The 20007-nt window shown below is 65.8% G+C and carries 21 protein-coding genes; 6 read left to right on the forward strand and 15 right to left on the reverse strand.

Annotated features, from left to right (window positions below; translation table 11 throughout):
- Window positions 1-91: 91 nt before the first annotated feature.
- Window positions 92-685 carry a class I SAM-dependent methyltransferase gene (locus tag EV191_RS13235; RefSeq protein WP_132877318.1) on the forward strand — a complete coding sequence of 198 codons (594 nt, stop codon included), beginning with the start codon at window positions 92-94 and terminating at the stop codon, window positions 683-685.
- Between the two features lie 8 nt (window positions 686-693).
- Here EV191_RS13235 and EV191_RS13240 read toward each other — a convergent pair whose 3' ends face one another.
- The 12 genes from EV191_RS13240 to EV191_RS13295 all read right to left on the reverse strand — a co-directional run bounded on the left by EV191_RS13240 (window position 694) and on the right by EV191_RS13295 (window position 13115).
- On the reverse strand, window positions 694-1878 hold the full coding sequence (locus EV191_RS13240) for an ROK family transcriptional regulator (RefSeq protein WP_132877319.1): 1185 nt from the start codon (window positions 1876-1878) through the stop codon (window positions 694-696).
- A gap of 79 nt (window positions 1879-1957) precedes the next feature.
- Window positions 1958-2782, reverse strand: coding sequence for an inositol monophosphatase family protein (locus EV191_RS13245; RefSeq protein WP_243658935.1), 825 nt, complete (start codon window positions 2780-2782; stop codon window positions 1958-1960).
- A complete protein-coding gene (locus tag EV191_RS13250) occupies window positions 2779-3996 on the reverse strand; it encodes an alpha-D-ribose 1-methylphosphonate 5-triphosphate diphosphatase (RefSeq protein WP_132877320.1) in 1218 nt (405 codons plus the stop codon). Before EV191_RS13250 ends, EV191_RS13245 begins: the two co-directional genes overlap by 4 nt.
- The gene (locus EV191_RS13255; RefSeq protein WP_132877321.1) at window positions 3993-4730 is read right to left on the reverse strand and encodes an ATP-binding cassette domain-containing protein; all 738 of its coding nucleotides are present in this window, start codon (window positions 4728-4730) and stop codon (window positions 3993-3995) included. Before EV191_RS13255 ends, EV191_RS13250 begins: the two co-directional genes overlap by 4 nt.
- A 5-nt stretch (window positions 4731-4735) precedes the next feature.
- Complete coding sequence (locus EV191_RS13260; RefSeq protein WP_132877322.1) at window positions 4736-6574, reverse strand: alpha-D-ribose 1-methylphosphonate 5-phosphate C-P-lyase PhnJ; 1839 nt, start codon at window positions 6572-6574, stop codon at window positions 4736-4738.
- On the reverse strand, window positions 6571-7686 hold the full coding sequence (locus tag EV191_RS13265) for a carbon-phosphorus lyase complex subunit PhnI (protein ID WP_132877323.1): 1116 nt from the start codon (window positions 7684-7686) through the stop codon (window positions 6571-6573). Before EV191_RS13265 ends, EV191_RS13260 begins: the two co-directional genes overlap by 4 nt.
- A complete protein-coding gene (gene phnH, locus EV191_RS13270; RefSeq protein WP_165912946.1) occupies window positions 7686-8300 on the reverse strand; it encodes a phosphonate C-P lyase system protein PhnH in 615 nt (204 codons plus the stop codon). Before phnH ends, EV191_RS13265 begins: the two co-directional genes overlap by 1 nt.
- Window positions 8297-8731: a phosphonate C-P lyase system protein PhnG gene (locus EV191_RS13275; RefSeq protein ID WP_132877325.1), complete on the reverse strand. Its 435-nt coding sequence runs from the start codon at window positions 8729-8731 to the stop codon at window positions 8297-8299. The genes phnH and EV191_RS13275 overlap by 4 nt, the downstream gene beginning before the upstream one ends.
- Window positions 8728-9525: a GntR family transcriptional regulator gene (locus EV191_RS13280; RefSeq protein ID WP_132877326.1), complete on the reverse strand. Its 798-nt coding sequence runs from the start codon at window positions 9523-9525 to the stop codon at window positions 8728-8730. Before EV191_RS13280 ends, EV191_RS13275 begins: the two co-directional genes overlap by 4 nt.
- 130 nt (window positions 9526-9655) lie before the next feature.
- Complete coding sequence (gene phnE / locus EV191_RS13285; RefSeq protein WP_243658936.1) at window positions 9656-11329, reverse strand: phosphonate ABC transporter, permease protein PhnE; 1674 nt, start codon at window positions 11327-11329, stop codon at window positions 9656-9658.
- Window positions 11326-12135 (reverse strand): phosphonate ABC transporter ATP-binding protein, encoded by an 810-nt coding sequence (gene phnC / locus EV191_RS13290; RefSeq protein WP_132877327.1) that lies wholly within the window; start codon window positions 12133-12135, stop codon window positions 11326-11328. Before phnC ends, phnE begins: the two co-directional genes overlap by 4 nt.
- A gap of 32 nt (window positions 12136-12167) precedes the next feature.
- Window positions 12168-13115, reverse strand: coding sequence for a phosphate/phosphite/phosphonate ABC transporter substrate-binding protein (locus tag EV191_RS13295; protein ID WP_132877328.1), 948 nt, complete (start codon window positions 13113-13115; stop codon window positions 12168-12170).
- A gap of 316 nt (window positions 13116-13431) precedes the next feature.
- Here EV191_RS13295 and EV191_RS13300 point away from each other — a divergent pair, with 316 nt between their 5' ends.
- From EV191_RS13300 to EV191_RS13310, 3 genes are all read left to right on the forward strand, one after another.
- On the forward strand, window positions 13432-14316 hold the full coding sequence (locus EV191_RS13300) for a glycoside hydrolase family 18 protein (protein WP_132877329.1): 885 nt from the start codon (window positions 13432-13434) through the stop codon (window positions 14314-14316).
- 131 nt (window positions 14317-14447) lie between these two features.
- Window positions 14448-15074: a ClpP family protease gene (locus EV191_RS13305; RefSeq protein ID WP_132877330.1), complete on the forward strand. Its 627-nt coding sequence runs from the start codon at window positions 14448-14450 to the stop codon at window positions 15072-15074.
- A complete protein-coding gene (locus EV191_RS13310; RefSeq protein WP_132877331.1) occupies window positions 15071-15658 on the forward strand; it encodes a ClpP family protease in 588 nt (195 codons plus the stop codon). Before EV191_RS13305 ends, EV191_RS13310 begins: the two co-directional genes overlap by 4 nt.
- Window positions 15659-15679: 21 nt before the next feature.
- Here EV191_RS13310 and EV191_RS13315 read toward each other — a convergent pair whose 3' ends face one another.
- The gene (locus EV191_RS13315) at window positions 15680-16108 is read right to left on the reverse strand and encodes a helix-turn-helix domain-containing protein (protein WP_132877332.1); all 429 of its coding nucleotides are present in this window, start codon (window positions 16106-16108) and stop codon (window positions 15680-15682) included.
- Between the two features lie 304 nt (window positions 16109-16412).
- Between EV191_RS13315 and EV191_RS13320 the strand changes: the two genes are divergently transcribed.
- Together EV191_RS13320 and mgtE are read left to right on the forward strand one after the other, a co-directional pair.
- Window positions 16413-16895 (forward strand): MarR family winged helix-turn-helix transcriptional regulator, encoded by a 483-nt coding sequence (locus tag EV191_RS13320; protein ID WP_243658937.1) that lies wholly within the window; start codon window positions 16413-16415, stop codon window positions 16893-16895.
- A gap of 421 nt (window positions 16896-17316) precedes the next feature.
- Entirely contained in the window at window positions 17317-18669 is a 1353-nt protein-coding gene (mgtE, locus tag EV191_RS13325; protein ID WP_243658938.1) for a magnesium transporter, read from the forward strand.
- A 9-nt stretch (window positions 18670-18678) separates the two neighbouring features.
- On the opposite strand, the gene yidC is transcribed toward mgtE, so the two are convergent.
- Complete coding sequence (gene yidC / locus EV191_RS13330) at window positions 18679-19533, reverse strand: membrane protein insertase YidC (protein WP_132877334.1); 855 nt, start codon at window positions 19531-19533, stop codon at window positions 18679-18681.
- Between the two features lie 117 nt (window positions 19534-19650).
- The gene (locus EV191_RS13335) at window positions 19651-20004 is read right to left on the reverse strand and encodes a DUF6412 domain-containing protein (protein WP_243658940.1); all 354 of its coding nucleotides are present in this window, start codon (window positions 20002-20004) and stop codon (window positions 19651-19653) included.
- Window positions 20005-20007: the final 3 nt, after the last annotated feature.

Below are 20007 nucleotides of genomic sequence, written 5' to 3' on the forward strand. Positions count from 1 at the left end.
CGAGCCGAACAAGTGTCAGGATTTTGGCCGCACCACTTTTTAGCAGCGCACCCGACTGACCGCCTCGGCCAACCCGCTACGGAGCATCCGAATGTCCTACCTGCTGGCGTCCCTCCGCAATCCCGTGCGTACCGCGACGCTCGCTTCGACGACTACCGCCTGCGCCGAACAGTTCGTCGGCGACATCGGGCTGAGCAGTGCCAAACGGGTCGTCGAGCTCGGCGCCGGCAGCGGTTCGGTCACCAGCGTGCTGCGGCGACAACTACCTACCGAAGCCGAACTACTCGCCGTCGAGGTCAGCCCGATCCTGGCCAAGCAACTGCGGCGGCGCTGCGCGGGCCTTGGCGTGGACGTCATCCACGGATCGGCCTTTCAGCTGCCCGAACTGCTTGCCGAACGTGGCATGGACAACGTGGACCATGTGGTCTCCACGCTGCCGTGGACGATGCTGTCCGCGCAGCAGCAGCGGGACCTGCTGGGGACGATCCGCGATGTCCTCGACCCGACCGGCACGTTCAGCACCCTGCTCGCCGCGCACCGCTTCGACAGCAAGTCCGGCAGGCTGTTCGGGCGGCTGCTTCGCGAACAGTTCGACGAGGTACGGCCGGGACGTGTGTTCTGGCCGAACCTGCCGCCGCTGCGGCCATACCACTGCTCCCCCTATGGGGACCCGCCGCGCAACTGACCAGCACGTTACGCCAGGCGCTGGGCCATCGCATCGATCGTGGCCGGAGCCAGCATCTCGTCGGCGACCAACCCGGCCAGCCCGGTCAGCGTCGCGTTCTCGCCGAGCGCGGACGGTTCAATCCTCAGCTTCTTCAACGCGCTGGCATGCGCGTTCGCCGTCACCGTCTCGGTAAGCCGGTCCAGAAACGGCGGTAGCACCCCGATAGCGCCGCCGACCCGTAGATAACGTGGGTTCACGATGGTGACCACGGTGGCCAGCACAGTGCCGACGAGTTTGCCGGCATCGGCGGTTGCCCGTACCGCGTCCCGCTGGCCCGCCCGCACCAGGCGCGCCACATCCCCCACCGAGCGCGCGCCCGTCGAACGCAATCGCCGCGCCAGTGCATAGCCACTGGCTACCGCGAACACACAACCCCGCCGACCACAGGTGCACGGCTGCTCGTTGCCTTCGATCCGCATATGGCCGATCTCGCCCGCGCCACCGCTTTCGCCCCGGTGCGTACGACCATAGGTGACCACGCCGGCGCCAATCCCGGTACCGATCTTGACGCCGACCAGCGCGGCAGCCGGCCGGCCGAGCGCGAAATAGTCGCCGAACGCCAGCGCGTTCGCGTCATTCTCCAGCACCACCGGAACCCCGAAAGCCTCTTCGAAGGGTGCGCGCAGCGGTACGCCCGTCCACTCCGGCATCGTCGGCGGCGCCACGGTACAGCCGCGGCTGCCATCAACCTGACCAGGCACGCCAAGACCGACGGCACACAGGCTGTTCGCCCTGCCGGCACGCTCGAGCAGCTCCTGCCCTTGCTCGACCAGTTCCGGAAGTGTCCGGTGTGGACCGCTGCGCGCGGCGACGGGTTGCTCGCTGCGCAGGAAGACCGTGCCGCACAGGTCGACCACGGCGAGCGTGGCGTGGCTCTGGCCCAGGTCGATCACCAACGCGGTACGTCCCGTGTCATCCACGCCGAGTAGTTCCGCCCGCCGGCCACCGCTGGACTCCTGATGCCCAGTCCGGCGCAGCCAGCCCAATCTGTCCAAGGTGTCTAGTCGATCGACCATGGTCGCTCTGGACAGCCCTACGCGAGCCTGGAGTTCCTGTCTGGTCAGCGGGCCATCAGCGCGTAGCACGGCCAGGATATGCCCCGGGGACGTCGGATTCGGCCGACTCGCGACAGGTGGGTACTCCGGAGGCATCTCCCCATCATCCCTGACCTGCCCTTGCCGGCACGCAACCGACACCCACGCTGTGCGCCCCGCCACCGCCATACATCGGTCAGCCTCGAATCGCGCCAGCCAGCTCCTCCGCGAGCAGTGGGGTCGCGGCGACCACCCCGGACCACCGTTTGCTCAGATCGTTGTCGATCTCGACTGGCCGTCCGAACGCATCCAGTACACAACCACCGGCCGCCGGCACCAGCACCAGCGCGGCGGCCAGGTCAACGATGCGATGGGTGTCCGAGCCGGCATCCACGAAACCATCCGTCGCGCCCTCGGCAACAAGCGCGGCTTCCAGGCAGCTGGTGGACAGCACCCGAACCCTGCTGGCCTGATCCGCTACCCGCCACCACGCGTCCACGGTGTGCCGCTGCGGGCGCAGCAGGCTCACCGCCGCGCCAGCGAGGCTCGTCCGGCCGGTCGTGCGATACGGCGTCGGCTCGCCAGCCACCGCACGCCAGCACCGCCCGGTGTCCAGCCAGCAGGTCAGCGACTCCACCGGAACCCCATCGCGCACCAGGGTCGCGGCGAAGGCCGACAGCGGAACACCCGCCACCGCGTTCGCCGTTCCGTCCACCGGATCAACCACGATCGTGCTCGCCGATCCGTTGTCGACGACGCCGACCTCCTCGCTGAGCAGGTTCACCCCTAGCCGGTTCACCTGCTCCGCGATGGCGCCATCCACCAGCTCATCGAGTCGCATCGTCGGCGTTCCGTCCGCCCCCATACCGACCTTCTCGGCCAGCTCCGTGCGGGTGAGCGTGCCGCGTGCCGACCGGAAGGCGGCGGCGGCCACGTTCGCGAGCGCCGCCAGCGCCGGGTCGGTAGCCGCAGGAATCTCCGGATCTGGGATCGGCCAGCCGATCAGGCCCGGGTCGGTCACCGCGTACTCCTCTCCGGCACGGCCGCTGGCAGCACTGATCGTACGGCCGGCCACTGACCGCTGAGCGACACCAACACCAGATCCGCACGCAGGCCCTCGGCCAGCGCACCCCGGTCGGTCAACCCAGCTACCTCGGCGGCACCTTCGGTCACCAACCGAATCGCCGACGGCACGTCGAGTTCCCCGAACCGCACCAGATCGAACGCGGCGGCAAGCAGGCCGGACGGCAGATAGTCCGAGGCAAGCGCGGTCACCAGGTTCTCCGCGATGAGCTCCTGGCCAGAGGCGTTGCCGTTATGCGAACCGCCACGCAGCACGTTCGGCGCGCCCATCACCACGGGCAAGCCATGCTCGCGGGCCGCGATGGCCGCCTCGCGAGTGGTCGGGAACTCAGCCACCGCGCCACCCCGGGTGCACAGCGCGGAGATCTCCGCCGCGCTGTCCGGATCGTGCCCAAGGAGCCGGATCTGGCCGGCCTGTGCAAGCTCGCCCACCCAGTCCAAGGCCTCAGTACGCACCGACAGCCGCTCGTTGCGTTTCTCGATCATCGCATCGACCTGCTGTTTCGCCTCCTCCTCCGCGTAGCCGCGGGTACCCATCAGATAGCGCTCGAAGTACCGGCGGTCCGCGTACTGGCCCTGCCCGGGAGTGTGGTCCTCATGCGAAACCAGCGGCACTCCGGACACCGTGTCCAGCCTGCGGCGTAACGCCGCGAGACCCGTTGGGCACCGCACGTCCAACCGGTACAGGATATGGTGCGCGACCAGAGCGTGCGTATGGTTATCGATCGCCGCACACGTCTCCTCTGCCGCCCGCACCGACCGGCGCAACCCACCGGCCATACCGTCCTCGAAGCCAGCACCGTGAAACACCGTCGTTACCCCGGCGGCGCGGAGTTTGCCCTCAAAGGACACCAACGCGAACTCGATTGGCAGTTCGGCGCCGGGCCGTGGCAGCCGTTCCTTCTCCAAGCCGTCGCTGTGTACATCCACCAGTCCGGGCAGGCACAACATGCCCTGACCATCTACATCAGACAAGGTACCTGGCGTATGCGGTTCGACCGCGGCGATCAGCCCATCGCGCACCACGATCCGCGCATCATCGAGCACCCGGTCCGGCAGCACCGCGCGAACATGGCCAAGCACAAAGTTTCGCGGCGCGCCGGCCAGCGTCCAACCGCCCTCACCAACCCGTTCCAGTATCCCCGCGGTCATGCCGCCTCCCCTAGCACATCGGCCGGCGCGCCGTCCCGGCTGACCGTCCCATCCGCGAGCAGCACCACCCTGGTGGCCAACCGTCGCATCACTTCGGCGTCGTGGAAAACAGCAAGTACGGCGACGTTCTGCTCGACAAGGGAATCCACCAAGCTCAGCGCGGCCTCACGGTTCTCTGGGTCCAATGCGGACACTGGCTCGTCGAGCAACAGCAACCGAGGTGGCCGCACGGTACCCGCCGCGAGATTCACCCGCTGCCGCTCGCCACCGGAAAGTACGCCACAATCGACGTCCCACAGGCTTTCGTCCACATTCAACCGATGTAGCGCCGCGGCCGCCGCATCGCGCGCCTGTTCCCGATCCAACCCACGCCGGCGTGCGGTCGCGGCGACCGTTTCGAGCGGTCCGGTGCGTGGTGGCGCGGCCAGAAACTGCGAAACGTAGCCGATTTCCCTGCCGCGCAGTCGCGCCATCGCGCGATCCGGCAGTCCGGTGAGCTCGATCGGTTCGCCGCTCGTTGTCATTCGAACCGACCCCGAGTCGGCGAGATAGGTTCGGTACACACAACGCAGCAGCGAGGATTTGCCCGCACCGCTGGCACCGGCCAAGGCGACGTGCTCCCCCGCGTGCACGTCCAGGTCCACGCCGTGCAGGGAGGACACTCGTCGGCCGTCGATCGTGTGCAGAGTGAAGGTTTTGCGTAGCTCGCGTACCGCGAGCACCGGACTAGCCATGGCACTCACCTCCTTGCCGCGGCGACCAGCCGCTGGGTGTACGGGTGGTGTGGATCGTGGAAAAGCTGGTCGGTGAGGCCGCGCTCGACCACCCGACCGAGTTGCATCACCAACGTGCGATCGGTGAGCGCTTCGATCACCGCGAAATCATGGCTGACCACGACGGCCGCGATGTCCCGCTCGGCCAGCAAACCGCGCAGTAGATCGATGACCCCTGCGGCAACCGAAGCGTCCAGCCCAGTGGTGGGCTCATCCAGCAGCAGCACCGCGGGTTCGGTAGCGAGTGCCTTGGCGATCTGCACGCGCTGTCGCATGCCACCAGAAAAGGTCCGCACCGGATCATCCATCCGGGAGAGCGGCACCTCGACTCGATCGAGCAGTTCGGCCGCCCTGCGCCGGATGCGGTGATACCCACGCCAACCGGCCGCGGTCAGCCGTTCGGCGATATTGCCGCCCGCGGTGATATCCAGGTTCAAGCCCGCGGCAGGATCCTGGTACACCACGGCCATCGAATCGATGCGCAGTTTCCTGCGTTGCTCGTCCGGCAGGGCAAGCACATCGGTGCGTCCCGCGTCGACCGCGCCGAGCCGGACGGTACCGCTGGTTGCCGGCACGTCACCGACCACGCAGCTGAGCACGGTCGATTTACCCGACCCCGACTCGCCGATCAACCCCAGTGCCTCGCCTGGTGCGACATCGAAATCAACATCCCAGGCGGCCACGATCGCCCCCGTCGACGGGCTCACCGCGCTACCGCTTTCCGGTCCCGTTCCGGGCACCGCGGCCGCCCCGCCCGAACCGTGCACCTTCCCTACCTCGGACACCCGCAAGGCCCATTCCGGCGTGTCCGCGGTGCGCTCGACAGTGCCGTGAACCTCCTCCTCGACCTCAGTTCCGACCAGCCTGCGGCGCGGGTCAGGCAGTTGTCCCAGCGGTGCTCGCTTCCGGTGCGCCACGATATCGGCATCGCCTTCGCGTACCCGGGTGCACCATTCGGTGTCACTGCACACGTAGCCGCCGTTCGGGCCGCCCTCGACAAGGAAGACGTCGTCGCTGCCACACAGCTTGCAGTACGAGTCCGGTGCGTACTCCACTTCGAACGGAACATCCGCGAACGTCAACGGGTGCACGTCGGTATGCGGCGGGATCGCATAGATCCGCTTTTCTCGACCGGCACCGTAGAGATTCAGGTGCTCGGCCTGATGCAGCCGGGGCACGTCCCAGCGCGGTACCGGGCTGGTAGCCATCACGTAGCGGCCATCGACTTCCACTGGGTAGCCGCTTGACGCGGTGATCAACCCGTTGCGCACGATATCCTCGTAGAGGCTCACCCACATCTTCGAGTAATCCGCCTCGGCATGCATCCGGCCGCATTCGACGACGGACTTCTCCACGCCACGCAACGGCTCCGGAACCGGAACCTGGTACACCATGATATGCCGCTCGCCAAGTGCCTCTTCCGGAATGCGGTGTCGACTCTGGATCACCGTTGCGTCCCTGGTGTCCGTGGTTTCCGCACAGTCTGTCGTACCACCGATCATCCGACGCAGGTTCGTCGCGTTAACCCCCGCGTCATCACCCTGATCGATGACCTTGACGGTGTCGGCAGGCCCGATCACGCCGAGGGTGACCTGCAGACCACCGGAACCCCAGCCGCGGGCAACCGGCATCTCCCGAGACCCGAACGGTACCTGGTAGCCGGGCACACAGACCGCACTCAGGACCGCACGGCGCACCTCGCGTTTGGCTCCCTCGTCCAGAATCTCCTGGCGGACTCCCCTTGCTTCGTCCACATCGGCCAGTAGCGCACGGATCGCGGACGCATCGGTCGTTGTTACGGTCATCGACAATCCCTTCCAGCCGGGTCAGCGACCCTCGGCCCCATTCCGGCGTCCGCTGCGGCCCGCATCGCCTGCTTGCGTTCGACCATCGAACGAAATGTCACATAGTGCGGCAGCTTCAGGTGTTCCAAGAATCCACCGGAATCGAGGCCATCCGTGGTCAGCAACAGCAGCTGCTCCAGGGGCCCCTGCCGACCGAATCGCCTATTCGCTATGTCCAAATTGGCCATAGCGATTACCTTGCGCTCGTTGTGCCCTAGACAGAGCCCGTAGCCGACATCGAACTTCGTCCGATCCTCCTCGGCACCGTCCAGATCCTCGATCGCCTCCGCCTCCGTCACCCGGAACTCGCCTACGGTCACCGGGTTCCCGGTGTGTGGATGCCGGATTCGCAGCGGCAACCGGCCATGCCGCACCTCGCCGAGCGTCACCTCGTGCACATCACCATCCGGACCGAGAATCGACCGGTACCAGAGCCCGACCAGCGCACCCGTCTCCGCGCGAGCCATGGTCGCCAACACCGCCGATCGCGCCGCCGGCGGCCGGGCGGGTACTCGGGTGATGTCATGCGGTTCGGCGTCCCCGTTCTCGCCACGGTGATCAACCACCAGATCAAGTTTGCGTAGTAGATCAAGGAAGCGGCGCGGCTGCCGCTGCTCATCGGTACGTTCCACAGGTTCCGGCTCCGGCGAGGCATCGGGTGGAGCCGGCTGGCCATCCGGCCGCTCGAGCATCCGTCCCGTGTAGTCGGTGGTACGCCCAAGCAGCTGCGGTCCGTCCGGTTCCCGGAAAGCCGGCACGATCCGGCGCAGTACGATCAGCTCATCGGGATCGACAGGTTCGCTGTTCGCCAACCGGGGAAGCGTCGAACGCTGAGCGCGCACCAGATGCGCCGCCTCCAGCGGATCACCTTCGGCCTGCCGCAGTGCCGCGGCCGCGGTCGGTTCGTGATAGAGCCCTGCTTCGCCCATCACGCGATCAACGGCAAGCCGGAACCGTTCCGTGATCTGCTCGGTCGATGCCCACGGTGCCGGAGCGTGATCACGTTTGCGGCGAACCAGATCCTCGGCGGCCAGAATCGCCGCAAGCCCGCCGCGTGCGCCTGAATACCCCATCAGTCCTCCAGTTCCGTCACCGCGGTTGTCCGCGGCAGGCCAACCATCCGTCCGTCCGGGGCCACCAGCAGCAGGTCGATTCCAGCCGGATAACCCGCCACCGCGACATCGCGCGCGGCAAGGAGATCCGAGCCCACCCCAGCCAGGGACACCCGCAGCTCACCTGGCACGCCGGGACCGGACAGTTGCCAGCGGGTCGCCCCACCGTCCACATCAGATACCGCGAGCGCGACGAGCGCGCCGTGCTCCGGAGCGCTGGCGCTGCCACGCGGCAGCGCGGCCAGTTCAGTGGCGGACAGCGTCCCCTCGGCGGCAACAAGCCGCGCCGAGCCCAGGTCGGCGATTGGCGCATTGGTCACCACTCGCACCACATCGACCCAGTGCGGGTCCTCGTGTCGTACGTACACCCCAGTACCGAGATCGGCGAGCGCCAGCACTGGCAGTAGTACCGGCGGCAGCTCGCTGGCCGGATCGGTTGCCAGCCGCTGCACCTGACCGGGCCTGGACAGTGCGTCGAGTACCGCGCGAAAAACCCGCTGCGCGTCATCCGGCAGCAGATTCGCCCTGGCCACTCGCTCCGCGACCGTGCGGTCCACGTCGAGCACTCCCGTCATGTCAACTCCTCGAACTCGACGATGGTGGGTGCCAGCTCTGCCCATTCCCGCTCCGCCTGCCGGTGACCGCGTTCAGCCACCGCGCGACAGAGATCGTCCACATCGGCCGCGCGATCCCGCCCTGCCTGCGCTTCCGCATCGAGTACCGCCGCGGCGAGTACCGCGGCACGATCGTCGCCCAACCGGACCGCCCAGCCACGTTGCTCGGCCAGCTCTACCTCGGCACGACAGGCAAGCACATCCCCGAGCAAGAACCGCTCGGCCGCGACCGGTTCGCGTACCTGCGCGGTGATACAGCCGACCTCGGGAGAAACCAGCACCCGAAGTCGCGCGCCATCGCCAAGACAGGCGTCCGCCAGTTGGATCAACTCATCCGGTTCGGCCTCAGCGAGCAGCGCGCAGCGTTGCTCCCGGCCCATTCCTTCGCTCACCGCTCCTCCTCGACAACTGGCGCCCGCGGCGCCGTGTCATCTCGTAGTTCTGGGTCGTCTAGTCCTGGGTCGTCTAGTCCTGGGTCGTCTTGCAGTTCCACCACCACGCGCACGGCATCCGCCCGGGTCCATGAGTCGCTGCACATCAGCAGCTGGCCGGAAGACGCGTCCCTGCTTGCGCTTTCCACCAGCCACGCCGGTTGGCTGGCCTCCATGCGCAACCCGCGCAACACTTCACTTGGTGGCACATCCAGGCTGACCCGACACCACGCGCGAACCGGCGATACCCGACCCATCTGGCGCAGCACCAGATCGATCGAATCCACCGCGTGCAGAGCCAGATCGAGATCCGGCACCAAGTCGACCGGAATCCATTCATGCACCCAAGACGCCAGCAGATCATCGATATAGAACTCGCGGATCACCCGATGCGCGAGCGAACCGGCCGGCCTAGCCAACCTGGCTGCCCGATCGTCCGGAAGCGGGATCTGGTCAACGTCCTTGACCAACGCCCGAGGTTTGGCCCCCGCGGCAGTGACCGTAGCCGTCCAGGACGGCGGCCTCCGATGCGAGATCACGTAGTCAATCCGGCGATTCACGTACGTGCCCGAACCCTGCACCCTGCGGACAACCAGCCGGCGTTCCAGTTCCTGAACCGCCGCGCGCGCCGTGGCCCTGCCCACCCCGAACCTGGTGGTGATCTCGTGCTCGCTGGCTACCCGGGTACCCGGCGTGCATCCGTCGAGTTCCCTGCCGAGTTCCTCGGCGATTTCCAGGTATCTGGTCGAACTCACAACACCACGATGTGCGGCCAACTCGTCCGAACAACTGCGCCACAGGTAACACACGAATCCGAGAAAGTGAACATCCGGATAGCTTGTTGCCCACCAACCGCGGAGAACCGGATCGTTATCGACAACTGGCTCAGCGAAGGACGCTTCGTAGCCACAGCGCCAGTAGTTCGACAACAAGCACGGTGCCGAAAACCAGGAGCATCACGGTAGTCACGACACCGAACTCCAACACCCTGGATGCGTTGAGCAGTTGGAAACCGATCCCACCGGCGCCGACGATACCGAGCAACGTCGCGGACCGGATGTTCACATCAAGCTGATAAAGCAGATGACCAACGAACGCCGGCGCGGCCTGTGGCACCGTTGCCGAGCAGAACACCTGCCATGCGCTCGCGCCGGTCGCCCGAACCGCTTGTTCCTTGCCGGGATCCACTTCCTCGAGCGAATCCGCAACGAGTTTACCCAGTAGCCCAATGGCTCCCACGCCGAGCGCACAGGCACCGGCAACCGGCCCCAATCCGGTGATTACCACGAACACGATCGCCAGCACCAACTCCGGCAACCCACGTACGGTCACCACGATGGTCCGGAATACCTTGGCAACCGAAGCACGTGGCGCGACGTTGCGGGCGGCGAGCGCGCCGATGGGCAAGGCGAGCACGGCCCCGATCAGGGTTCCCGCCAGCGCGATCTTCACGGTAACCCACAGATCGGCCAACAGGGTTGGCAACATACCGCCGGTTTCCGGCGGCCAGAACAAGCCAAGGGTGCTGCCAAGATCACCAAGCGCGCCGAAGAACTGGCCGACCGACAGCTCAGCACCCCAGATCGACGCGAGTACGACGAGACCGGTCAACACCAGATAGCCCGCCCGGCGAATCCGCTGGAATGTCCACCGTGGACTCAAACGCTGTTCGCTTCGCGCGCCGCGCTGGCTGGGTACACTGGACACCGATCGACGACCACGATCGGTGGAACGCAGCAGTGCGCGCCGGATCGCCCCGGAGAGCAGCTCGATCACGATGCACAGCACCAGCACGACCAGCGCCAGGGCCATACCGCGCTGGTAGTCCAGTTGCCGGAACGCCGTCGCGATCTCATGTCCGAGGCCGTTTACTCCAACGAAGCCGAGCACCACCGAGATGCGCAGGTTGATATCGAAGCGATGCAGCGCGTGCGCCACGAAGGCGGGCAGCACTTGGGGAAGTACTCCCGAGGTCAACTCCTGCAACCGCGAGGCTCCGCCCGCACGGACCGCCTGCCTCGGCCCTTCGTCGATCTGCTCGATCGCGTCGGCATACAACTTGCCGACCATGCCGACCGAGTGCAGACCCATCGCAAGCACACCGGTGAGTGCACCAAGCCCGAACACCCTGAAGAAGATGATCGCGAGCACCACGTCCGGGACGGCACGGGCCACGACGATCAGCCCGCGCGAGGTATAGCGCGACGTCCGGTTCGGAGTCGTGTTGCTGGCGGCCAGCACCGCGATCGGCACACTCAGCAGCACGGAAAGCAACGTCGCACAGACAACAATCGCCAACGTCTGACCGGTCAGCCGCAGCAGCTCGCCAGTTCCAGGGAAATCAAGTGGAAACATCCGCCCGGCGAACTCGGCGGCGTTACGCCCGCTGTCGATCAGCGTGGCGATGTTGATCCGCAGATCCAGCACCGCCCAGCAACCGAGGCCCAACAGAGCCGCGATCGCCAGAAACGCCAGCGCGCTCGTCGGGCGCGGTGCCGCCAGCGTGCGCGGCTGCGCCGGAGCCCCTTCGCCCGCTGGCGCTCGAGTAATCGGCATCATCCGGCCGCGGTGAGTACGGAGCGCATGGCTGGCTGGGTGTACACCTCCATCGCGGATTCGCGCGACAGACCAACGCTCGGCGCATCGAGAACAACCTCGCCGGAACGCAGTCCGATAATCCGGTCGCCCCAGGACAGCGCGAGGTCGAGTTGATGCAGGCTGCACAGCACCGTGAGGCCCTGCTCCACGCTGATCTCCCTGATCAACCGCATCACCTGCGCGGCGGACTCCGGATCGAGCGAGGCGACCGGCTCATCGGCCAGCAGGATCTCCGGGCGCTGTACCAGGGCCCGCGCTACCGCGGCACGCTGTTGCTGGCCACCGGAAAGCGTGTCAGCGCGCTGGAACGCCTGTGCCGCCAATCCGACTCGCTCGAGCTGGCCCAACGCCTCGCGTCGAACCGATCGCGGATAACTCAACAGACCGAGCCGGGGGCCGCGCAGCCGGCCAAGCGCCCCCGTGCAGACGTTCTCCAGCACGGTCAGCCCGCCGACCAGCTCGAACTGCTGGAACACGAACCCGACACGTCGCCGCAGAGCCCGCGCTCGCGCACCTCGCATGCTCCCGACATCCGCACCGAGCACCGATACGGTTCCGGAGCTCGCCCGCTGCAGCCCGTCCACCTGACGGAGCAATGTGGACTTTCCGGAGCCGGAATGCCCGAGCAGTACGACCACTTCGCCGGCCCGGACATCGAAGGAAACGTCGTTCAGTGCGACCACATCGGGCGGGAAGTGCTTGGACACATCGGAGAACCGGATCGTTACCGCGCCGCTCTTCGGGTCAGGAAACTGACTCACCGTCATGCTCTCTCCTATCCACTATGGACTTGTCAGGTTCACGCCTGGCACTGCTCGTCGTCGGTGATCTCACATACCTCCCGGACACCGTCGTAGAAGGCATCATCCACGTCGGTGTATCCCCAGCTACCTTCCTCGCCGACCGAGCAATCCTTGTCGCAGAAGCCGTTCTCCCGCAGGTAGTCCACATTGGCCTTCTCTTGGAAGGCATCGGTGATCGTCTTACGCAACGCAGGGTCCAGATCATCGGCGATCGCGGCTGGCGACCCGGCGATGGTCTCGGACTTCCAGATGACCTCCAGGTCTCCCTTCTTCAACTGACCCTTGCCGGGCAGCGTGACGTCCACCATGTCGTCGAAGGCGAACCCCGCTTCGCACTGACCGCTGGCCACCGCCAAAGCGGAGGCGTCGTGTCCACCGGTCATGACCTCTTCGATGTCCTGTTCCGGATTCAACCCCGCTTCGATCAACCCAGCGGACGGATAGAGATATCCAGAAGTCGAGTTCGGATCCACGAAGCACACCTTCTTGCCCCGCATATCAGCAAGCTTGGTGATTCCCGAGCCGGGTTTGGTGATCGCATAGGACTGGTAACCGGGTTCGGCACCCTGTTCCTCCACTTGCGCCCCCACCGGGGTGGTGCCCACCCCGCTACTGCGGGCAAGCACGTAGGAGAACGGGCCGTACTGCGCGATGTCCACCTTGCCGGTCCGCTGGCCCTCGATGATCGCCGCGTAATCGGTCGCGTGCTGGAAAGTGATCTTCTTGCCGGTCTCCTCCTCGAGCATGTCGATCACCGACTGATAACTCTGCTGCAGACTGGTCGACTCCTCGCTCGGAACCGCGGCGAAGACGAGCTGATCCGGATTTCGTGACTCCTGGTCGGCGGAATCGTTGGCGGCGCTCTGTCCGCAACCGGCCAGCATCAGTGCGGCCGTCGCGGTCACCGCAACGGGGCCGAGCACCTGCCGTGTGCTACGCGTCATCGTCGAGTTCTCCTCCTCCGCCCGGGATGGCGGTCCGCTCCGGCCGGAGGTACGCGCCGGCCGATGGGGCCAACACTGGGTGCCGCCGGTACCGCCGTGGCGACCATCCGGTTACCGACAACCAAACTCACCGAGTCACTTGTCTTCACCCGATCGAACGACAACGGCAATCGGGCCGATCAACAACCCGACGTCACCAGCACAACGCGTAGTGCGACTGTGGGTGAGCCGGAGCGGGAAAGACAGTTGTGCGCGCGAGATACCGTTTCGGCACGCCGGGCGTGGTGGACGGCCGGCGGGTTCGAGGGAGGCTCGAATGCGCGCGCGACTGGGCCGCCGGCTGGTAGCCGGCACGGTGGCGGCCTTGCTCACCTGCACTGTGCTTGCGGTAGGCGGCGCGCAAGCCACCCGAAATGGGACCCAGGCATCTCCGTCCGCACCCGTGACACTCGGCTACTACGAGGGCTGGATCCAGCAGGAACGGCCACCGTCCGCGTTCGACCTCGGCGCCTGGACGCACATCATGCATTTCGGCGTCTATCCGACCGCGGCCGGCGGACTGGAATGGGCCAATCTCACCGGCGGGCAGGCGAACGAGCTGGTCAACGCCGCGCACGAACAGGACAAGAAGGCGATCCTGGTGATCGGCAGCGAAGGGTACGGCGAGCAGTTCGTCGAAGCCACGAAACCGGCGAACCGCGCGGGATTCGTCGCCGAGATCGTCAACGCGATGCGCCAGCACGGCTACGACGGCATCGATATCGACTGGGAGGAACACGTTGCGGCCGACCAGTTCAGGAGCCTGATCACCGAACTACGCACGGCACTCGATGAGGTTCAGCCCCGCCCATGGCTCTCGTTCGACGCGGTCTCCGGGCTACTCGAACCGGAACTCGCGGCCGAGCTGACCGAGTACGTCGAGGTGATCCACCTGATGGCGTACTGGAGCGACGGCAGGGATGAGCTCGCCGCCTACCGATCGGCCGGCATCCCGCCGCACAAGCTCGCGCTCGGCGTTGGGCTCTACGTTGACGCGCAGGACGGCTACCACGACGACACGCGGCAGAAGGTTCGCGCGAAAGCCGAGCTGGCCCGGACGGAACAGCTCGCGGGGCTCGGCGCCTGGTCGTTCGGGCATCTCGACGACGGCCACTCCGATCCACGGCTGCAGCCGCTCCGCGAGTTCGTCGCCAACGAGTAGCTCGCGTACCGGCACGGCCGCTGATGTCGCTCTGCCATCAGCAGATTGGCTTGGCGCACCGTCACTGCCGAAGCCAGTATCGGTCGTACGGCGTCGAATCATCGGCGCGACGACCAACACAGGGAGCGACTATGCGGACAGCCGTGGCCGAATCCGGTGCGGCCGGAGGAACGCTCGACGACCAGCTGGCTACTCGGTTGCTGAGCCAGCGCATCGTCGTCCTCGGCACCGAAGTGGACGATCAAGTGGCGAACCGGTTGTGCACGCAGCTGTTGCTGCTCTCCGCCGAGGATCCACGCAGCGATATCAGCCTCTACATCAATTCGCCGGGCGGTTCGGTGAGTGCAGGACTGGCGATCTACGACACCATGCGGCTCATTCCCAACGACGTCGGCACCCTAGCCATGGGACTAGCCGCCAGCATGGGCCAGTTCCTGCTTTGCGCCGGTACCCCTGGCAAACGGTTCGCCCTGCCACACTCCCAAGTGCTGATGCATCAGGGATCGGCCGGTTTCGCCGGCACCGCGGCGGATGTGGAGATCTACGCCGAACAACTGGAACGCACCGGTACCACGATGAACCAGTTGACCGCCGAGCACACCGGCCAGTCGGTGGACACGATCGAGAGGGACAGCCTGCGGGATCGGTGGTTCAACGCCAAGGAAGCCCTGGAATACGGGTTCATCGATCACATCGTCGAACAGCTGGACGACGTACGTCCGTCGACCAACAAGCAGACGGCGGGGTTGCGATCATGAGCCAGTACACGATTCCCACCGTCGTGGAAAAGACCGCTACCGGTGAGCGAGCCTTCGACATCTACTCACATCTGCTCGCCGAGCGGATCATCTTTCTTGGCACCGAAATCGACGATGGCGTAGCGAATGTCGTCATGGCCCAGCTACTGCATCTCGAATCAGTGAGCTCGGAGCTGGATATCGGGCTGTACATCAACTCACCTGGTGGATCATTCAGCGCGCTGACGGCGATCTACGACACCATGCAATTCATCAAGCCCGATGTGGCCACGTTCTGCATGGGACAGGCGTCCTCCGCTGCCGCGGTACTTCTCGCCGCTGGCACGGAAGGCAAACGGTCGGTATTGCGGCATGCGAAGGTACTGCTTCATCAACCGTCCAGCCAGGCCCGTGGCACACTGCCCGATCTGGCCATCCAGGCAAAGGAAGTAACCAGAGTCCGCGCCGAAATGGACGAGATCCTCAGCCGGCACACTGGCCACCCGGAAAGCAAGATCAAGAGCGACACGGATCGCAACATCACGTTCTCCGCGACAGAGGCCGTCGAGTACGGCCTCGCCGACCAAGTGATCACCACCCGGTAATCAACCCGGCCGGAACGCCGGTCAGGCGGCAAGGCAGTGAATACTGCCCGACTGGCTGCCGCCTGGCCGCGTCACGGCCGAATCTGGCACGGACGTCGGCCACTGAACCGCGGCCAACTCCAACACCGAGGCTGGCCGGTACCGGACACCGAGCAGTTCCTGTCCCAGTTCGGTCAGTAGCTCGGCGAGCTCCACCCCAAGCGCGTCACAGATAGCGGCGAGCACCTCCGAGGACGCTTCCTTACGACCTCGCTCCAATTCAGACAGATAGGGCATCGAGATCCGGGCCTCGCGCGCGACCTCGGCCAGGGTTCGGTCTTGCGCGCGCCGCCTACGCCGCAATGCCTCGCCGAGGATCGACCGCAACAGCGGCCGTTCCTTCTCCCATGGCCGTTCCTTCTCCCATGGCCGTTCCTTCTCCCATGGTCCGGGGACCACCCGATCCGACATCTGCAAGACCTCCCAGGCGCGCGCCACTGACCTAACCGCGTTCAACGTACCCAGCCGCGGCGGCCGGACTGGACTCGTTTCGCCACCGGCTGAACAGCTCTGCTGTCCTTGGCTTCGTTGAAGATGGTCATCGACAGTCTTACCGGCCGCCGGTCAGCCAGCCGGCACAATAGCCGCAGCGTATAGGTTGTTATACACCAATCTGGCGATATTCCTTGCAAGGAAGACTCTTCCTAGCGAGATAATGGCGTATCATGGTCCTCGTCCAGGGATACCCGAGATACCCGAATGGGGGTGATGGAGCGTGCACGCGGAGCACGGTATCGGCGAGTCCGATCACGACGATGACGAGATCATCACCTGGTGGGGACTGGTGATCGAGGGATACCACGTGACGAACGATCGAATGATGGCCGAGATCGCGGAGCGTTTCGATCTCGCCCCCTCCTCGTTTGACATCCTGATCCGACTGATCCGCTCCCCCGATCACCGCATGACCATGACCAAACTTGCTGGCGAGGCCGCACTGAGCAGTGGCGGATTCACCAAGGTGGCCGACCGGCTGACCACGGCAGGGCTGATCCGACGGGAACCGTGCGAAACGGATCGGCGAGTCACCTACGCGGTGCTCACCGAACATGGCCGGGATATCGCGGAACGTTCCAGGACAGCCTGTGCCGAGATCCTGCGCAACCGGGTGATCGCTCCGCTCGGAGCGCCAGCAACCGCGGCGTTAGCCAGCACGATGCGCACTCTCCGCGCGGTGAATGGCGGACCCACCGAGTAACGCACGGCGGGGCAGCCGCGAAGTACGCATGGGTACTGTGTACCGTGCGAACGGCGCACCAGTCGACCTGATTGCGCTATCGGCGAACGTATTCTGGAGGTGAGACCGTGTCCGAAGACGGAAGTAGTAGTTGCCACGCGGACACGGCCGCCTGACGCTCGCACAGACGACTGCTGGGTGCGCAAGGTCCGCGTGGTTTACCGATGTCATCGTCCAGACGCTGGTTCGACCACCGCCCAAACCTCAGGATCTCACCGCATGAACCAGATACCGGGTCAGCTCGTCTCGTCCGTCCACTATGCGCATGGCACTGGCTGTCGCGCGCGGCCGACTCATCCAGGTGGCGATCCCTAGCGCTGGCGCGCTCCCCTGCCACCTGCACTCGTCCACAACGGACATAACCGCGGTTAGGAGTCGACCGTTGACGACCGGAGGATACGACACCGACCACGAAGAACTCACCGAGCTGCTGGAACGCAACGACCTAGCTGGTATCCAGCGGTGGATCGCGGACTACCCGCCGCATGTGATCGCTGACGAGATCACCCGTGCGGAACAGGTAGCGGCCATCATGCTGTTCCGCCTGCTGGACAAGGACCGTGCGCTCGAGGTTTTCGAAGAGCTGGACCCGACCGAACAGCAGAAGATCCTCAGTGGACAACGCGATCACGCCTTCCATGAGCTGGTCGAGGCGATGGACCCGGATGACCGGGCGCGCCTGCTCGGCGAGGCTCCCGCGAAATTCGCGCGGCGGGTACTCGCCGGACTCAGCCAGCAGGAACGAGAGATGACCGCCGCGCTGCTCGGCTACCCACAAGGCTCGGTCGGCAGGCATATGTCCCCGAAAGCCGTACCGGTGCGCGCCACCGGCACGGTGACCCAGGCGTTGCGCAGGATCCGGCTGAAAGGTTCGGATGCCGAAACCGTCTACACGCTGCCGGTCGTCGACGAGGAGCGCCGGCTGATCGGTACCGCGACGCTGCGTTCGCTGGTCCTCGCCGACCCGGATCAACCGGTGGCTGATCTGGTCGACCGGCAAGCGCTGAGCGTGCCAGCCACGGCCGACGCCGAGGAAGCCGCCCGCCTGATGCAGGAGGCGAACCTGCTCGGCCTGCCGGTGGTGGACAGTGAAGATCGCCTGGTCGGGATCCTCACGATCGACGACGCGATCGAACTGATCGAGACCGCGGACACCGAGGACGTCGCCAGGCTGGCCGGCGCGTCCCCGCTGACCGGGCACTATCTGACCGCGAGCGTATTCCAGGTCGCCCGGTCTCGGGCGGTGTGGCTGCTGCTCCTTCTCGTTGCCGCGACGCTGTCGGTGAACGTGATGCAACTGTTCGAGGACACGCTGGCGAAGGTGACCGCACTGGCACTGTTCATCCCGCTGCTGGTCGGCGCGGGTGGGAACGCGGGCGCGCAGGCGGCGACCTCGGCCGTACGCGCGATCGCGGTCGGCGAGGTACGCGCACGGGACGTGCTACGGGTCGCCTGGCGGGAACTGCGGGTCGGCCTCAACCTCGGTCTGATGCTTTCCGTCGTAGCGTTCTCGATCGGCGCGATCCTGGTCGGCTGGTCAATCGCGGCGGTGCTCGGGATATCCCTGGTCGCGATCTGCGCATGGGCCGCGGTGGTCGGCGCGGTGATGCCGCTGGTCGCCAAACGTCTTCGGATCGACCCCGCGGTCATCTCCGCGCCGCTGGTCACCACCTTGGTCGACGCGACCGGACTGATCATCTACTTCCTGGTCGCGCAGGCCGTCCTGCAGTTCTGACCGGCGCGGCTAGGACCCGTCCTCGCCGTCCTTGGTATCCCGCTTCTTCGGATCCGGTCGCTCAGCGGCCTCGGCGGCGCGCGCCTCTTCCCTGTCGATCATGTTCGTCAGCAGATGCTGCTGGCCGAAGGTCCACACGTTGTTCGCCAGGAAGTACAGCAGCACCGCGATCGGCATGGGCAGGAACAAACCGGAGAACAGCACCCCCGCCGGGGCGATATAGAGCAGGAACTTGCTGATCATCGCGGTCTGTGGGTTCGCCATCGCCGATTCGGTCTGCCGGCGCATGGACATCTTCATGGTGAAGTACGTCGCCGCTGCGGCGAGAACCATCAGCGGCAGGCCGACGGTCAGCATCTCCGCCCGGTCGGTGCCGAACTGAACCAGCTCGGCCTCGGACTGGCTGATCCAGCTACCGAGCTTCGCGCCGAAGAGGTCCGCATTGATGAAGGAGGCAACCCCTTCGCGGTCGAACACGTAGTTGCTCTCCGCGCCAGGGGTGAAACTGCGCAGCACATAGAACAAGCTCAAGAAGACCGGGATCTGCAGCAGTGCGGGTAGACAGCCGCCGAGCGGGTTGAAGCCGCCCTCGCTCTGCAACTTCTGCATTTCCAGCATCAGTCGCTGGCGATCGTTCCCGTACTTCTCCTGCAGCTCTTTGATCTTTGGAGCGAACTTCTGCATCTTCCTGCCGGCGCGCAACTGGCTGATCGCCGGCTTGATCAGCAGCACCCGCAGGGTGAAAACCAGGAAGAACACGGAAAGAGACCAGGCGAACCCACTGTCGGGTTCCAACAGTGCGCCGAATACCGCGTGCCAGACCCACAGGATCGCTGACACGGGATAGAGAATGAAATCGAACACGATGAGTTGACTCCGTCTGATAGCCGAAAGCGGACTGGCCAGTTGGCCCGGTTGGCCGACCACGTACCCGCTTTCGCGGGCGGCCAGCGCACGGCATTCATGCGTGCGCCAGCACGGTCACGTGACGGCGAAGCCCGCAGACGGCGCCCGTGGGCGCGCTCGACCAGGAGCATTCGGATCGCGTAGTCGGATGAAGGCGGCGCGTTTGGCGCGTTCCCGCAGGGAGATTTCCAGCGTCCGGATTGGACCAGTCGCGGGCCCTACCGGATCCCTGGTCACCCCGATCAGCAAGGTGACGGCGATCGTCGCGGTGACCGCCGTAGCCAGCGCCACGGTGCTGGACAGCCAGCCACCCGGCAACATGACGAACACGGCCGGGAAAAGCACCGCGAGCACGAAGCGCAGCCGGAACACGAAGCCACCTTCCTTGGATTCCGGCTTCACTGTACCGGCAGCCGGCCGCTGCCCCATACG

It is taken from the genome of Tamaricihabitans halophyticus (assembly GCF_004340875.1).
GTDB lineage: Bacteria > Actinomycetota > Actinomycetes > Mycobacteriales > Pseudonocardiaceae > Tamaricihabitans > Tamaricihabitans halophyticus.

Coding starts and splice junctions, on each gene's coding strand:
- EV191_RS13235 (WP_132877318.1), top strand. CDS start 92: ATGTCCTACCTGCTGGCGTCCCTCCGCAATCCCGTGCGTACCGCGACG.
- EV191_RS13240 (WP_132877319.1), bottom strand. CDS start 1,878: ATGCCTCCGGAGTACCCACCTGTCGCGAGTCGGCCGAATCCGACGTCC.
- EV191_RS13250 (WP_132877320.1), bottom strand. CDS start 3,996: ATGACCGCGGGGATACTGGAACGGGTTGGTGAGGGCGGTTGGACGCTG.
- EV191_RS13255 (WP_132877321.1), bottom strand. CDS start 4,730: ATGGCTAGTCCGGTGCTCGCGGTACGCGAGCTACGCAAAACCTTCACT.
- EV191_RS13260 (WP_132877322.1), bottom strand. CDS start 6,574: ATGACCGTAACAACGACCGATGCGTCCGCGATCCGTGCGCTACTGGCC.
- EV191_RS13265 (WP_132877323.1), bottom strand. CDS start 7,686: ATGGGGTATTCAGGCGCACGCGGCGGGCTTGCGGCGATTCTGGCCGCC.
- phnH (WP_165912946.1), bottom strand. CDS start 8,300: ATGACGGGAGTGCTCGACGTGGACCGCACGGTCGCGGAGCGAGTGGCC.
- phnE (WP_243658936.1), bottom strand. CDS start 11,329: ATGATGCCGATTACTCGAGCGCCAGCGGGCGAAGGGGCTCCGGCGCAG.
- phnC (WP_132877327.1), bottom strand. CDS start 12,135: ATGACGGTGAGTCAGTTTCCTGACCCGAAGAGCGGCGCGGTAACGATC.
- EV191_RS13295 (WP_132877328.1), bottom strand. CDS start 13,115: ATGACGCGTAGCACACGGCAGGTGCTCGGCCCCGTTGCGGTGACCGCG.
- EV191_RS13300 (WP_132877329.1), top strand. CDS start 13,432: ATGCGCGCGCGACTGGGCCGCCGGCTGGTAGCCGGCACGGTGGCGGCC.
- EV191_RS13305 (WP_132877330.1), top strand. CDS start 14,448: ATGCGGACAGCCGTGGCCGAATCCGGTGCGGCCGGAGGAACGCTCGAC.
- EV191_RS13310 (WP_132877331.1), top strand. CDS start 15,071: ATGAGCCAGTACACGATTCCCACCGTCGTGGAAAAGACCGCTACCGGT.
- EV191_RS13315 (WP_132877332.1), bottom strand. CDS start 16,108: ATGTCGGATCGGGTGGTCCCCGGACCATGGGAGAAGGAACGGCCATGG.
- EV191_RS13335 (WP_243658940.1), bottom strand. CDS start 20,004: ATGGGGCAGCGGCCGGCTGCCGGTACAGTGAAGCCGGAATCCAAGGAA.